Annotated in this window: 13 protein-coding genes; 6 read left to right on the forward strand and 7 right to left on the reverse strand. The window is 71.1% G+C overall.

The annotated features are described in order from the left end of the window. Window positions 1–85 precede the first annotated feature (85 nt). Window positions 86–979 (reverse strand): alpha/beta hydrolase, encoded by an 894-nt coding sequence (locus ABZ434_RS01195; protein ID WP_359131164.1) that lies wholly within the window; start codon window positions 977–979, stop codon window positions 86–88. Between the two features lie 106 nt (window positions 980–1,085). Here ABZ434_RS01195 and ABZ434_RS01200 point away from each other — a divergent pair, with 106 nt between their 5' ends. Continuing rightward, the gene (locus tag ABZ434_RS01200; protein ID WP_359131166.1) at window positions 1,086–1,520 is read left to right on the forward strand and encodes a hypothetical protein; all 435 of its coding nucleotides are present in this window, start codon (window positions 1,086–1,088) and stop codon (window positions 1,518–1,520) included. Between the two features lie 73 nt (window positions 1,521–1,593). Here ABZ434_RS01200 and ABZ434_RS01205 read toward each other — a convergent pair whose 3' ends face one another. After that, entirely contained in the window at window positions 1,594–2,217 is a 624-nt protein-coding gene (locus ABZ434_RS01205) for a glyoxalase (RefSeq protein WP_359131167.1), read from the reverse strand. Between the two features lie 137 nt (window positions 2,218–2,354). Between ABZ434_RS01205 and ABZ434_RS01210 the strand changes: the two genes are divergently transcribed. Beyond that, on the forward strand, window positions 2,355–4,091 hold the full coding sequence (locus tag ABZ434_RS01210; RefSeq protein WP_359131168.1) for a class I adenylate-forming enzyme family protein: 1,737 nt from the start codon (window positions 2,355–2,357) through the stop codon (window positions 4,089–4,091). Here ABZ434_RS01210 and ABZ434_RS01215 read toward each other — a convergent pair. Further along, entirely contained in the window at window positions 4,078–5,355 is a 1,278-nt protein-coding gene (locus ABZ434_RS01215) for a M6 family metalloprotease domain-containing protein (protein WP_359131169.1), read from the reverse strand. The two genes, ABZ434_RS01210 and ABZ434_RS01215, sit on opposite strands and share 14 nt — an antisense overlap. 294 nt (window positions 5,356–5,649) lie before the next feature. Between ABZ434_RS01215 and ABZ434_RS01220 the strand changes: the two genes are divergently transcribed. Together ABZ434_RS01220 and ABZ434_RS01225 are read left to right on the forward strand one after the other, a co-directional pair. Next, window positions 5,650–6,309, forward strand: a complete 660-nt coding sequence (locus ABZ434_RS01220; protein WP_359131170.1) for a TetR/AcrR family transcriptional regulator — start codon at window positions 5,650–5,652, stop codon at window positions 6,307–6,309. A 196-nt stretch (window positions 6,310–6,505) separates the two neighbouring features. Continuing rightward, on the forward strand, window positions 6,506–8,038 hold the full coding sequence (locus tag ABZ434_RS01225) for an MFS transporter (protein WP_359131171.1): 1,533 nt from the start codon (window positions 6,506–6,508) through the stop codon (window positions 8,036–8,038). Between the two features lie 106 nt (window positions 8,039–8,144). Here the strand turns inward: ABZ434_RS01225 and ABZ434_RS01230 are convergent, their stop codons facing one another. Beyond that, window positions 8,145–8,657 carry a MarR family transcriptional regulator gene (locus ABZ434_RS01230; protein ID WP_359131172.1) on the reverse strand — a complete coding sequence of 171 codons (513 nt, stop codon included), beginning with the start codon at window positions 8,655–8,657 and terminating at the stop codon, window positions 8,145–8,147. A gap of 134 nt (window positions 8,658–8,791) precedes the next feature. Between ABZ434_RS01230 and ABZ434_RS01235 the strand changes: the two genes are divergently transcribed. Continuing rightward, entirely contained in the window at window positions 8,792–9,574 is a 783-nt protein-coding gene (locus tag ABZ434_RS01235) for a class III extradiol ring-cleavage dioxygenase (RefSeq protein ID WP_359131174.1), read from the forward strand. Between the two features lie 48 nt (window positions 9,575–9,622). On the opposite strand, the gene ABZ434_RS01240 is transcribed toward ABZ434_RS01235, so the two are convergent. Together ABZ434_RS01240 and ABZ434_RS01245 are read right to left on the reverse strand one after the other, a co-directional pair. Next, the gene (locus ABZ434_RS01240; RefSeq protein ID WP_359131176.1) at window positions 9,623–10,663 is read right to left on the reverse strand and encodes a questin oxidase family protein; all 1,041 of its coding nucleotides are present in this window, start codon (window positions 10,661–10,663) and stop codon (window positions 9,623–9,625) included. 71 nt (window positions 10,664–10,734) lie between these two features. After that, on the reverse strand, window positions 10,735–11,289 hold the full coding sequence (locus tag ABZ434_RS01245) for an N-acetyltransferase family protein (protein WP_359131177.1): 555 nt from the start codon (window positions 11,287–11,289) through the stop codon (window positions 10,735–10,737). 147 nt (window positions 11,290–11,436) lie between these two features. Here ABZ434_RS01245 and ABZ434_RS01250 point away from each other — a divergent pair, with 147 nt between their 5' ends. Beyond that, window positions 11,437–12,435: a sigma-70 family RNA polymerase sigma factor gene (locus tag ABZ434_RS01250; protein ID WP_359131178.1), complete on the forward strand. Its 999-nt coding sequence runs from the start codon at window positions 11,437–11,439 to the stop codon at window positions 12,433–12,435. Between the two features lie 122 nt (window positions 12,436–12,557). Here ABZ434_RS01250 and ABZ434_RS01255 read toward each other — a convergent pair whose 3' ends face one another. Next, the gene (locus ABZ434_RS01255) at window positions 12,558–13,538 is read right to left on the reverse strand and encodes a YafY family protein (RefSeq protein ID WP_359131179.1); all 981 of its coding nucleotides are present in this window, start codon (window positions 13,536–13,538) and stop codon (window positions 12,558–12,560) included. Between the last annotated feature and the right edge of the window lie 3 nt (window positions 13,539–13,541).

Below are 13,541 nucleotides of genomic sequence, written 5' to 3' on the forward strand. Positions count from 1 at the left end.
ATTCGGCGGCCGGGGCCGCCGGAGCCCTGCCGTACGGAGCGGCAGGGCGGGCGGCGGTCTCAGGCGCCGCACCACCCTGCCACGCTCACTGGGCCGCGGCCGTTTCGGTGTCCGAGTCCGTGCTGTGGTCCGGCCCGTGCTCCACGAAGTCCAGTACGGAGCGCACGACTTCGGCGTCACCCAGGATCCGGCGGTGCCCGAGCCCGGTCGTGATGATCAGTCGTGCCCGGCCGCCGGACGCGGCGGCGAGCCGGCGTCCCTGGTCCACCTTGATCCGGGTGTCGCCCTCGTCGTGAATGATCAGGAGCGGCGGCTCCATGTCCGCCACCGTGTTCGCGGCGGAGAAGGGCGTCAGCTCGGCCGGCATCCCGGGAAAGAGGTTCTTCGCGACGCGCTGGTGCAACTGCGCCTTCAGCCGGGGGCGCAGTTTGAGGGCGGAGGAGAACTCCTCGATCAGGTAGTCGTAGTCACAGACCCCGCTGATGGTGACGATCCGCTTCGCCCTCACCCCGTCCTGCAGCGCGAAGAACGAGCCCAGGGCGCCGAGCGAGTGCGCGACCACGGCCTCGAACTCGCCGTACCGGTCCTGGAGCCCGGTGATGATGTCGCGGTACTCGAGAATCGTGGTGCTGCGGCCGGTGGCGTCCCCGTGGCCGGGTGCGTCGAAGGTGATGACGCTGTAGCCCCGGTCGAGGAGTCCGGGGACGAAGTCGGCGAGGCGTGAACCGCGCGACTGCCAGCCGTGCACCAGGAGCACGGGCCTTTCGCCGTCGCCCCAGCGGTAGGTCACGGCGAGTTTCCCGTTGACCTTCAGCCGCTCGGTGTCCGCTGCGGCGAACAGCTCCCGTTCCGAGTTCCGCATCCTGCTCCGGGCGAGCGGCATGTGGAACAGGGTGTAGGTGCCCGCGCCTGCGAGGCCGCCCGAGAACCGGGACACGGTGTTGAGCGCGGTGCTGGCAAGTGTCTCGGTGTGGACCATGCCCAGTACTCCTCGATCGGTATCAGGAGCATGATAAGTTAGCACGAACGACCGTGCTTTTATAGGTGGGGGGAGTCCACCGCCCCGCTCTCACGAGGAGAACGCCATGTCGGCCACCATCTGGTTCACGCCATGGAAGTCCGGTCCCGCGGTGCAGGCCCCGCCCGACGGGGGCGCGGACGGCGCGGCCGTCGTCAGCGTCACGGAATTCACCCCGCACCGCCCCCTGACCGCCGTCGGTGTCACCGTCGAGGGCATTGCCCTGCGGCGGGTCTGGCAGGACATCGAAGGCGCGGTCGGCCTCTGGCTGTGGGCGGATCCCGATCTGCTCCGCCCACGCTCGGGCTCCGTCTCCGTATGGCGTACGGAGCAGGACCTGCGGGGCTTCGTGTCGCGGCACGACCACATGAGGATCGTGCGCTCCTACCGGGACCGGGGCAGCATGCGCTCGGCCACCTGGCGGACCGAGGGCTTCGACATGGACGCCACCCAGGAGGCCGCCCGGTCCCTGCTCTCCGGCCGGTCCGCGTGGCCCTCCTGACACCCGGCAGGGCGCCGGCCCGCCCGCGCGAGCCGACCCGGCGGGTCCTGCCCCGCCCGCCCGCGCGGCGCGATCACGGTGCGGACGCGAGGGACGCGGCCTCCCAGCCGAACCCGTCCGGGTCGGTGAAGGCGCCGGTGTCGCCCACGAGAGCGAGCCGGTGGGAGCCGGTGCCGTCGACGGGGACGCCGACGTCCTTGGCGAGGGCGCGGCGCCCGTACAGGGCGAGCTTGACGGGGCTGCCCTGGGTGTCGAACTCGACGTACTTGCTGCCGAAGCTCTTGGCCACGGTGAGCCCTCGCTCGACGTAGAAGCGCTTGCTCGCGGTCACACCGGCGACGCCCAGCAGCAGGACCAGCTGGTCGATCTGCCCGGTGGCAGGGGCGGTGTCCTTCTTCGTGGATGTCGCGATCTTCCAGATCGTTCCGTCCGGGGCCCGGACGACACCGCCGTAGCCCCAGAAGGACTTCGTGACGGGCTTGAGGGCCGTGGCGCCGGCGGCGAGGGCGGCGTCGACGAAGCCGCGGACGTCGGCCGGCTGGGAGACGGTGAGCGACAGTGAGAACCCGCGGAATCCGGTGGTGGGCGCGTCCGAGGCGCGCAGGCCCACCCGGGTGTCCAGGCCGAGGGCGCTGTAGAAGCGGTGGGCGGCCGTGGTGTCGGCCACTTCGAGGGTGAGGGCTTCGATGAAGGTCATGTGCTTCACGCTAGATGCGGGCCTGCCGCGGGTGCTTCTCGATTCCTGACCGGTTCGGCCGCCGGCCGTTCCTTGACGGGGCGGGGGCGCGGGCCTAGCGTCGCGAAACCGTGAGCCAGTGCTGAGGAAGGCCGTCCGTGCCGCATGCAGAACCGACCCCGCCCTCCCCTCCGCCGTCCGGGACGCAAGCCCGTGTGCGTGCCGCGCTGACCGGCCCCGGTGGTCCCTTCGCCGTGGTGCGGGCCGAGGACGGGCCGCAGGCGGGCTCGCTGGTGTACGCGGACGGGCCCAGGACGCTGCGTGAGTTCGTGGAGACCACGTGGGCGTTCGGCGACCAGCCGTTCCTGATCGCGGGGGAGCGCAGCTGCTCGTACGGGGAGTTCTTCGCCGCCGCGTCCGCGCTGGCGTGCCGGCTGAGCGAGACGTACGGCCTCCGGCCGGGCGACCGGGCCGTGATCGCGATGCGCAACCATCCGGAGTGGCAGATCGCGTTCTGGGCGGCCCAGCTGGCCGGGCTGGTGGCCGTGCCGCTGAACGCCTGGTGGACGGAGGGCGAGTTCACGTACGCGCTCGACGACTCCGGGCCACGGGTGCTGCTGGTCGACGGGGAACGGCTGCCGCTGGTCGGGGCCTGGGCCGGGAGGGCCGGGGCGCGCGTGATCGTCTTCCACGGCGGGAGCGGCGAACGGTACGCCGAGGGCGTCGAGCGGTACGAGGACCTGCCGGCACCCGATCCGCTCGCCGCGCCGCCCGACGTGGAGATCCGGCCCGAGGACGACGCGACGATCATCTACACCTCGGGCACCACCGGCAGGCCCAAGGGTGCCGTCGCCACTCAGCTCGCCCAGGCAGGTGCCGCGCGCAACCCGCGGTTCTACGCGGCCGCCTCCGCGCTCGGCCGGGGGATCATTCCGGGGCAGGGGCCCGCCCCCGTCACGCTGCTGACGTATCCGTTCTTCCACGTCGCGGCGTTCACCAGCCTCTGTGCCGCGATGTCGGCGGGCGGCGCCGTCGTCGTGATGCGCAAGTGGGACGCGGAGGAGGCGCTGCGGCTGATTCGGGAACACCGCGTCACGCACTACGCCGGGGTGCCCGCGACCGCCCTGCAGCTGCTCGCCGCGGCCGCCCGGACGGGGGACCGGCTGGAGAGCCTCCGGATGCTCAGCACCGGCGGGGCCGCGGCGCCGCGGGACCTGGTCGCGCGGCTGACCGCCCGCTACGGGGATCGGATCGAGCCGCGCAACGGCTACGGGCTGACCGAGACCGGCGGCGGTGTCCTGGCGAATTTCGGTGCCGAGTACCGCCTCCATCCGGACAGCGTGGGGCGGCCGACGCCGAGCACCGAGGTGCGGATCGCCGGCCCGGCGGGCGAGGAGCTGCCGGAGGGGGAAACCGGTGAGCTGTGGCTCCGTGGCCAGGCGCTGGCCCGGGGGTACTGGCGGGACGAGGAGGCCACGGCGCAGGCGTTCACCGGCGGCTGGTTCCGTACCGGGGACCTTGCGGTGATCCGGGAGGGCCGGGTCGATGTCGTCGACCGGATCAAGGACATGGTCATCCGCGGCGGCGAGAACGTGTACTGCGTCGAGGTCGAGTCCGTGCTGCACGACCACCCGGACGTGGAGGACGCGGCGGTTCTCGGGGTGGCCCATCCGGTGCTCGGCGAGGAGGTCGCCGCGGTCGTCCGGCTGCGCCCCGGTGCCGGTGCGACGGCCGAGGAACTGCGGCAGCACGTGGGGCGCAGTCTCGCCGCGTTCAAGGTTCCCGCCCATGTGCGGCTGACCGACAGCCCGCTGCCCCGCAACGCCGCCGGAAAGATCCTCAAGCGTGAGCTGCGCGCACCGGGGGAGGAGGGGCGGGCGGTCAGGGACGCGTGATCCGTACGCGGTAGTGCCCCTCGGAGTCCTTGTCGATCACCGAGATGCGGATCCCGTTGGCCCGGTCGGTGAACGACTGGCCCGGCTGGAACGGGGCGTCGGAGAGTTCGGCGTGCACGTTGGGCAGCCGGGTGCAACCGCTGCTGTCCTTCGTGCTGTCCGTGACGGACACGGGCCCCTGGCCGGTGTCGACGTCCGAGCTCACCCTGTAGATCAGCACACCCGGCCGGCACACCTCCTGGTCGTTGCCGGCCTGGGTCCTCACCTCCACCGCGTAGCCGGACTCCGCGGTCAGCGGTACGAACGCCAGCTTCGTGCCGCCGTGGGTGGCCAGAGGCTCCAGGACGTGCTCGCTGGTGCCGGACCGGGAGGCGCAGCTGATCTGGTTGCTGTCCAGCCAGCCGAGCTTCCACTTGTGCCAGCCCAGCAGGTCGTTGTTGGCGCCCCAGTCCTCGGACATGATGTCCCAGTGCCCGACCGAGCCCCCGCCCTCCATCGTGTAGAGGTCGGGCAGGCCGAAGACGTGGCCGTTCTCGTGCGGCAGGACGCGGTAGCCGGTCTGGGGGTACGAGCCGGAGCCGTCGTCCTGGCGGCTGTAGACGAAGGACGTGTTGGAGAGCGGGATGCCGTCCGCGTACGGGGCGTCGTCGTTGCCCGAGAAGGTCACGGACAGCACGGTGTCCAGGGCCGAGGGCCCGGCGTTCGGCGTGACCAGGATGTTGACCAGGTCGTATGCGGTGAAGTCCACCTTCGGGTCGGCGGCGGCGACGATGTCCTGGACGAGGTGGCGGTAGCCCGGTTCGTACGGTGATCCGCGCTCGATCCCGTACTCCGAGAACGGCAGCGGCATCCGCAGCCAGGACGTCACCGGCGCTTCGGGCACATAGGTGAGCCGCCCGTAGGAGCTGGTGCGGAACCAGTCCGTGGTCTGCGGGAAGAACTCCGCGAGCCGGTCCATGGCCGGCTCCTTCCCCGGGGCGTCGGGGAAGTCGATCATCAGGTTCAGTGCGTGGACCTGGCCGGTGGAACGGGCGTAGCCCGGCTCGGTGGGCATGCCCTCCGACATCTGCACCCCCATCGTCGCGGATATCCGGCACGGGCCCGGGCCGGACGCCTGGGTGGTCGTCATCGGTCCGGCGGAGGCCCGGCTGGGCAGGGGAAGGGTGCTGCTGGCCGAGGCCAGGGCCGAGATGACCAGGGCTGTTGCCGCGCCGAGTACGACCGGGTGGCGGTGCTTGCGTATCCGGCGGCGGGGCTGCTGCATAGAGGCGCCTTCGGGTCCGCGGCAGTCGGCCGACCCTGACTGCGCTCTGTCGATCAGCCTCGGCCGGGCGGTGCGGCGCCGCGCGTTGGGTGCGCCGATCGGTGGGTTTTTCCCTTGCCCAGGGGGTGTGACTCAGGTCACATCGAGGCGGGAAATAACCGGGGATCATTTCCCCGTTTGCACGGGTGTCCCTGCGAAACGGGGAGGCGGTCCCCGGTTACACGCAAGGGCCGCCGGAGTGAAGAACGCAGGAACGACACGAGCCGGAAGACCAGGAAGAGAAGGAGTGCCGCCGTGGACACCGTCGCCCGCCCCGCAGCCGGAACCGCGCAGCCGCGTACGCCCCGTCCGAGGGCCGACGCGCTGCGCAACCGGGAGCGGATCGTGACGGCCGCGCGCGAGATGTTCGTCGAGTTCGGGCCCGATGTGCCGCTCGACGAGGTCGCCCGCCGCGCAGGTGTCGGCAACGCCACCCTCTACCGGAACTTCCCCGACCGTGCCGCACTGACCCATGAGGTCGTCCTCGCGGTCACCTCCCGCACCACCGACCGCGCCGAGGAGGCCGCGAACGAGGAGCAGGACCCCTTCGTCGCGCTCAGCCGCTTCGTGCACGCCGCAGCCGACGAACGGATCGGGGCGCTGTGCCCCATGCTGTCCGGCGGCTTCGACAAGGACCATCCCGAACTGCTCGCCGAGCGCCGGCGCCTCGAAGAGGCCGTCGAAGGGCTCGTCGAGCGCGCCATGTCCGCGGGGCGCCTGCGTACCGACATCGCCGTCGGCGACGTGCTGGTCGTCCTCTCCCAGCTCACCCGGCCGCTGCCAGGCATCGCCTGCCCGAACATCGACCGGTTCACCCACCGCCACATCCAGCTGTTCCTGGACGGACTCGAGGCCCCGGCCCGGTCCCGGCTGCCCGGAACGGCGGCGACCTTGGAGGACCTGCGGCGGACCTGACCACCGCACCGGGCCCCCGAACCGGACGCCCGGGCCGCGCGGTCACGCCCCCGCCCTCCCCTTCTTCCTGACCAGAACCCACGACCACCCCACCCTCGCTCCGCTCCAGCCCGGCCTCCACCGGGTTCACCGGCCTTCACCGAACGCTCGGTTCACGACCTCGCGCGGCCTCGCGCGTCCTTAGGTGGCTACTCCCATGTCAAAAACAGCTGATATCCGACTCCCGGACCCCAGTCGCTGGAAGGCGCTGGCGTTCATCGCTCTCGCGCAGTTGATGGTCGTGCTCGACGCCACCATCGTGAACATCGCGCTTCCGCACGCCCAGACCGACCTCGGCATCACGGATGCCAACAAGCAGTGGGTCATCACGGCCTACGCCCTCGCCTTCGGCGGGCTGCTGCTCTTCGGAGGCCGGATCGCCGACCTCTGGGGCCGTAAGCGCACCTTCGTCGTCGGTCTGATCGGCTTCGCGCTGGCCTCGGCGCTCGGCGGTGCGGCACAGAACCAGGGCATGCTGTTCGGCTCCCGCGCCCTTCAGGGCGTGTTCGGCGCGCTGCTCGCCCCCGCGGCCCTCTCGCTGCTCGCGGTGATGTTCACCGACGCCAAGGAACGTGCCAAGGCGTTCGGCATCTACGGGGCGATCGCCGGTGGCGGTGGCGCCGTCGGCCTGATCCTCGGCGGCCTCCTCACCCAGACGCTGAACTGGCGCTGGACGTTCTTCGTCAACATCCCGTTCGCGATCGTCGCCGCCCTGGGCGCGTACTTCGTGATCCGCGAGCCGGCCGGCAGCCGCAACCGTTCGTCGCTCGACATCCCCGGCGTCGTCCTGTCCGCCCTGGGGCTGGTCTCCCTGGTGTACGGATTCACCCGCGCCGAGTCCAGCGGCTGGTCGGACACGCTGACCATCGGTACGTTCGTCGCCTCCGCCGTGCTGCTGCTGGCGTTCGTCCTGACCGAGTCCAAGGTCAGGTCGCCGCTGCTTCCGCTGCGCGTCGTCATGGACCGCAACCGCGGTGGCGTCTACCTCTCGCTGGGTCTGGCCATCATCGCGATGTTCGGCCTGTTCCTGTTCCTCACGTACTACCTGCAGGTCGTCAAGGGCTACTCGCCGATCAAGACGGGCTTCGCCTTCATGCCGATGATCGTCGGCATGATCACCGGCTCGACGCAGATCGGCGCCCGGCTGATGACGCGAGTCCCGGCCCGCATGCTGATGGCCCCCGGCTTCCTGACCGCCGCCGTCGGCATGCTGCTGCTCACGCAGCTGGAGATCGACTCGTCCTACGCGGCCGTCATCCTGCCGGGCCAGCTCCTGCTGGGCCTGGGTATGGGTACGGCGTTCATGCCCGCCATGTCGCTGGCCACGCACGGTATCGAGCCGCGTGACGCGGGTGTCGCCTCCGCGATGGTGAACACCTCGCAGCAGGTCGGTGGTGCGATCGGCACGGCGCTGCTGAACACCATCGCCGCCTCGGCCGCCACGGCGTACGCCACCTCGCACGCCGCGCTCGGTGCCACCGACCCGGAGCTGCTGAAGCTCCAGTCGATGGTGCACGGCTTCACCGGCGCCATCTGGTGGGCCGTCGGCATCCTGGTGGTGGCCGCCGCGATCGCGGGGACCTTCATCAACGCCGGCCGTCCGTCGGCCACCACGACGTCCGGGGGCACCGGCGCCGGGGACGCCGAGGGCGTCGAGGACGAGTTCAGGGTCCCGGTCGTCGCGCACTGAGCGCCCGTGCATGAAGTCCCGTGACCGCTTGTGACGGGGTGTGAAGCGAGTTCTGCCCCGGTTCCGTTCGTACGGAGCCGGGGCAGAGGCGTGTGCGCGTGTGGAGTCAGCGGAGCCAGGGGAGGTCCGCATCGGCGCCCTCCGGCTGGAGTCCGGCCGCCATGACCTGCATGATCTCGCCCAGTGTGCGCACCTGCTCGGGGGTGAGCCGGTCGAACATGGCCTGGCGTACGGCGCGGACATGCCCGGGGGCCGAGCGGCGGAGCATCTCGTGGCCCTCTTCGGTGAGGACCGCGTTCTGGCCGCGCTTGTCGGACGGGCAGTCCTCGCGGCGCACCCAGCCGCTCTTCTCCAGCCGGGCGACGGCGTGCGAGAGCCGGGACCGGGTGATCTTGGCGTCCTTGGCCAGCTCGGTCATCCGCATCTGGCGGCGGGGCGCCTGGGAGAGCTGGACCAGCAGCCCGTAGTAGATGTGCGGCATGCCGGCATCGCGCTGCAACTGGCGGTCGAGGTGGTCCTCCAGGAGCGTGGTGGCGTGCAGATACGCACGCCAGACGCTCTGTTCTTCGTCGGTGAGCCAGCGCGGCCCACCGGTGGATGCCGTGGTCATGTACTCCACTGTACGACCTTTTCTTGAAAGTTGAACTAGATAGAGCTAAGGTCTCCGAAGGTGGGAACTTGAAGATTAAAGAACTGTTCCTGTCGAAGGCCCGGTAGAAGACTTACCTTGAGTAGCAGTGGATGGGGAGTGTCATGACAGTCACCGCGGAGCGCATGCCCGCCCTCTATCTCTCCCACGGCGCACCGCCGCTGGCCGACGACCCGGTCTGGCCCGGCGAACTGGCGGCCTGGTCCGCCGGGCTGCCGCGCCCCTCCGCGGTTCTCATGGTCTCCGCCCACTGGGAGGAGGCACCGCTCGCGCTCGGCGCCACCGAGACGATCCCGCTCGTCTACGACTTCTGGGGTTTTCCCGCCCACTACTACGCGGTCCGGTACGCCGCGCCGGGCGCCCCCGCGCTGGCCGAGAGCGTCCGCAAGCTGCTGCGCGGCGCCGGTACGCCGGTCCAGGACATCCCGGACCGGGGCCTCGACCACGGGGCGTACGTCCCGCTGGTGGAGATGTTCCCGGCGGCCGACATCCCGGTGCTGCAGATCTCCATGCCGACGCTGGACCCGCAGAAGCTGATGGACATCGGGCGCAAGCTCGCGCCGCTGCGCGACGAGGGCGTCCTGATCGTCGGCAGTGGCTTCTTCACCCACAATCTGGCCGCGCTGCGGCACCAGGGTGGTGGCACTCCTGGCTGGTCCGCCGAGTTCGACGACTGGGGACGCCGCGCGCTCCAGGCGCAGGACATCGACGCGCTGCTGGACTTCGAGCACAAGTCGCCGGCCGGCCGGCTGGCCCACCCGCGCACCGAGCACTTCGCTCCGCTCTTCGTCACACTCGGGGCCGCGGAGCAGGAGCTGGACCGGGGGCGCAGCGTGATCGACGGCTTCTGGATGGGCCTGGCCAAGCGCTCGGTGCAGTTCGGCTGAGGCCGACGCGGCCCCGGCCCCGCGCCTCGGCGGGGCGCGGGGCGCAGGTCAGAACGCCGGAGGGTTCAGCTCGACGGAGTGGACCGCGGCAGCCAGCGCGGCCGGGTCGCCGACGTCCAGAGCGGTGTCGGTGAACTTGATGGTGTGGTCGTCGCCGTGTGCGGCGGCCCGGGCGAAGACGTCCTCGGGGGACAGGCCGCCGGTCGCGGCCCTGTGCTCGGAGGGCCGCGGCGGGGAGTACGCGGCCGTGACCGCCGCGCTCGCGGCCCAGGCGGCCCCAAGGCTCGGTGCCCACAGCTCGCGGGGGAGCGCGGGCAGGGCGCGCAGTACGGCATTGGGGGCGGTGGCGGCGTGCACCAGCATGATCGGCTCGCCGTATCCGTACGCCGCATAGCGATGGGTGGCGGCCCGTACCAGTTCCTCCAGCCGGTCGCGGGCGCCGTCCGGGTCGGTGAAGGCCCGGCCCGGCCACCGGGGGAACGCGGTCAGCTGATCCAGCCGGCCCCGGATGCCGCCGCGCTGGTCGGGCACCGGCGCCACCGCGTCCAGCGCGGCGGCGGCGTCGGCTGCCGGGGCGAGCGAGGACAGCGGGGGCAGCGGCTGATGGCGGGCAGCCCAGTAGCCGAGGGCGTGGGCCAGCTCGGTCACGCGGGGCGCGGTCTCCGGCGCTCCGAGCAGCGTGCGCACGCTGTGGCCGACGCGGATGACCGGGTGCGTGGCCCCGGCCGCGATGCCGGGCAGCAGCCGCGGCCACCACTCGGCGAGGACCTCGCGCCACGCCCGGCCGGCCGTCTCGCGCTCGAAGTACACCGCCCAGTCGGCGATGCGACGCGGGTCGCCCAGCGCCCCCTGCCAGTTCTCGGGGGTCACCTCGGCGGCCGGGGCCGGCATGTCCTCCAGCTTCTCCCGGTAGCGGTCCAGCCACCGGTGCACCCCCGGTCCCCCGCCGTGCCGCACCAGGGCCTCGACGGCCATCGGGGCGTGATTGCTCAGCCAGCCGCCGCGCTCGGGGCCGAAGGAGTGGAGCCGCTCCAGTGCTTCGTCCAGCGTGCCGGACGTGTCGGGTGGTAAGTGCGTCGTGAGGTCCATGCCGGATCACGTTAGGCGCGGCACCGCCGCCCGGTAACGGGCTGTGGTCCGGGGTGGGCCGGGCGCCGGGACTAGGTCTGCGGTCCCAGTCGCTTCTCGTACCAGGACACGTCCCAGTACCGGTCGAACTTCCGGCCGACCTCCGTGTACGTACCGATGTGGCGGAACCCGAAGCGTTCGTGCAGTCGGACGGAGGAGTCGTTCGGCTGGGTGATGCCCGCGTACGCGCGACGCAGGTCCTCACCGGCGAGGGCCTCGAAGAGTGCCGCGTACAGGAGGGTGCCGACGCCCCGCCCCGTGGCGTCGGGGGAGCAGTAGACGCTCACCTCGACGGAGGTGGAGTACGCCGCCTTGGGGCGGAACGCGCTGCTGGTGGCGTAGCCCAGGATCCGGGGGCGCCCCCCGCCCGGTTCGTCCGCATCGCGGACGTCCTGAGCAACCAGAAGCCGGTGCGGGCCGTCTTCGGGATGGGAGAGCAGCCACGGAAGGCGCTGCTCGGGGGCGAAGGGGGCTATGTCGAATGTGAGGGCGGTCTCACGCACGTAATGGTTGTAGATGTCCGTGAGGGCCTTCAGATCGTTCTCGACGCCCGGCCTGACCTGCACTTCCGTGTCCAGCTGTGTCATGTGCCCTCCCTGTTGGCGCGACAGGGTACTGCATGATCGCGAAAGTGAATGCCGGTCATGGGAATTCTGTCCGGATTCCAGTCGTTGTTTCCATCGGATGCAGGGCACCCGAAAGGGTGTCGCAACCTACTCAGCAAGGGAGCTCGCATGGCAACCCGTGCCGTCGCCCGTCGTTCGTCCGCCACCGGCGGGACCAACCGGGCAAGCAGTGTTCGCGCCGTGGGCGGGGAGATCGCCGATCGCGACCTGGTCGGCATGTACCTGGACGAGATCGCGCGCACGCCGCTGCTCGATGCCGCCAAGGAGGTCGAGCTGTCGCAGACCCTGGAAGCGGGCGTTTTCGCGCGGCAGGTTCTCGACGGCGCGGTGGAGAGCGAAGTCGGCGGGGCCTCGCGCGAGGAGCTGGAGGCGCTGGTCGCCGAGGGCGAGCGCGCCAAGGACATATTCATCCGTTCCAACCTCCGACTCGTCGTTGCCGTCGCCCGCCGCTATCCGCGGGCGGGGCTGCCCCTGCTCGACCTGATCCAGGAGGGCAACGCCGGTCTGGTGCGCGCGGTCGAGAAGTTCGACTACGCCAAGGGCTTCAAGTTCTCCACGTATGCGACGTGGTGGATCCGGCAGGCCATCACCCGTTCCATAGCCGACCAGTCGCGCACGATCCGGCTCCCCGTCCACCTGGTGGAGGAGCTCGGCCGGATCCGCCGTGTCCAGCGCGAATTCAACCGGGAGAACGGGCGGGACCCGGAGCACTCGGAGATCGCCGCCGAGCTGGACTCGACCACGTCGCGGGTGAGCGACGTCCTGGACTGGGCCCGCGACCCGGTGAGTCTGAACATGTCGGTGGACGACGACGGCGACACGCAGTTCGGCGACCTGCTGGAGGACACCTCCGCGGTGTCGCCCGAGCAGTCCGTGATGACGTTGCTGCGCAGCGAGGAGCTGGAGGAGCTGATCGGCAAGCTCGACAACCGCACCGCATCGATCATCCGTATGCGGTACGGCATCGAGGACGGCCGTGAGCGGACCCTGACCGAGGTGGGCAAGCAGCACGGGCTCACTCGTGAGCGAATCCGCCAGATCGAGAAGCACGCGCTGCTCGAACTGAAGCGAATGGCTCACGACACGGGCTTTGACGCTGCGGCATGAGCCCGCGTCCAGTAACCTCCGAATTGGGCCGCTTCACATGGGCGGCCCCCTGAAGCTGAGTCCCGGCGCCCACCCCCCCCTGGCGCCGGGGCTCATCCTTTTTTCCGACAGGTCCTTCGCGTCTACGGGGCCGATGTCGTCGAGGACGCCGCCGCGCGGGTGAGCCGGCCGCCCAGGTCGTTCAGATACGTCACCAGCTGCGGCGGCTGGTGCGCGGTGAACTCGCAGTCGACCAGCGCCAGGCGCAGCGCCACCCACTCCAGCGAGTCCCTCAGTACCGTGCGCAGGCGGCAGCCGTGCTCGCCGGTCCGTTCCAGCGGACCGATCGAGGCGGGCAGCCGCGAGGCCACGAATTCGGCGGGGGCCGCGAAGCTCACGTCGACCTCCAGCTCCGGCTGCCTGCGCGCCATGGAACTGCTGAGGAACTCGGCCGCATCGCCCGTCGGCAGCTCGCGCGGCGTGAACCGGGCGCCCGTCGCATACGGCTCGCTCACCCGGTCGACCCGGAACGTGCGCCAGTCCTCCCGCTCCAGGTCGTACGCGACGAGATACCAGCGCCATCCGGTACTCACCAGCCGGTACGGCTCCGCCTGTCGCCGCGTCTCGGCACCGTCCCCCGCCCGGTACGCGAACCGCAGCCGCTCCCGCCCGGTGACCGCCGAGGCCATCACGGTCAGGGTCTGCGGGTCGATCGTCGAGCCGTCACCCCGGGCCAGTGGCATCGTGGCGTTCTGCAGGGTGGAGACCCGGTGGCGCAGTCGTGAGGGCAGTACCTGTTCCAGCTTGGCCAGCGCCCGTACGGAGGCCTCGTCGACGCCCTCGATGGCATGGCCGGCCCCGGCCCGCAGGCCCACCGCGATGGCCACCGCCTCCTCGTCGTCCAGCAGCAGAGGCGGCATCGCCGTCCCGGCCACGAGGCGGTAACCGCCGACCGAGCCGCGCGACGCCTCGACGGGATATCCCAGGTCACGAAGGCGGTCGATGTCGCGGCGGATGGTGCGGGGACTGACGTCGAGGCGGTCGGCGAGTTCACTGCCCGGCCACTCACGCGGCGTCTGGAGCAGTGACAGCAGATTCAGCAGTCGTGCCGGGGTGTCGGTCATGTC

The sequence above is a fragment of the Streptomyces sp. NPDC005761 genome, assembly GCF_040630635.1.
In the GTDB taxonomy this organism is placed as follows: Bacteria; Actinomycetota; Actinomycetes; order Streptomycetales; family Streptomycetaceae; genus Streptomyces.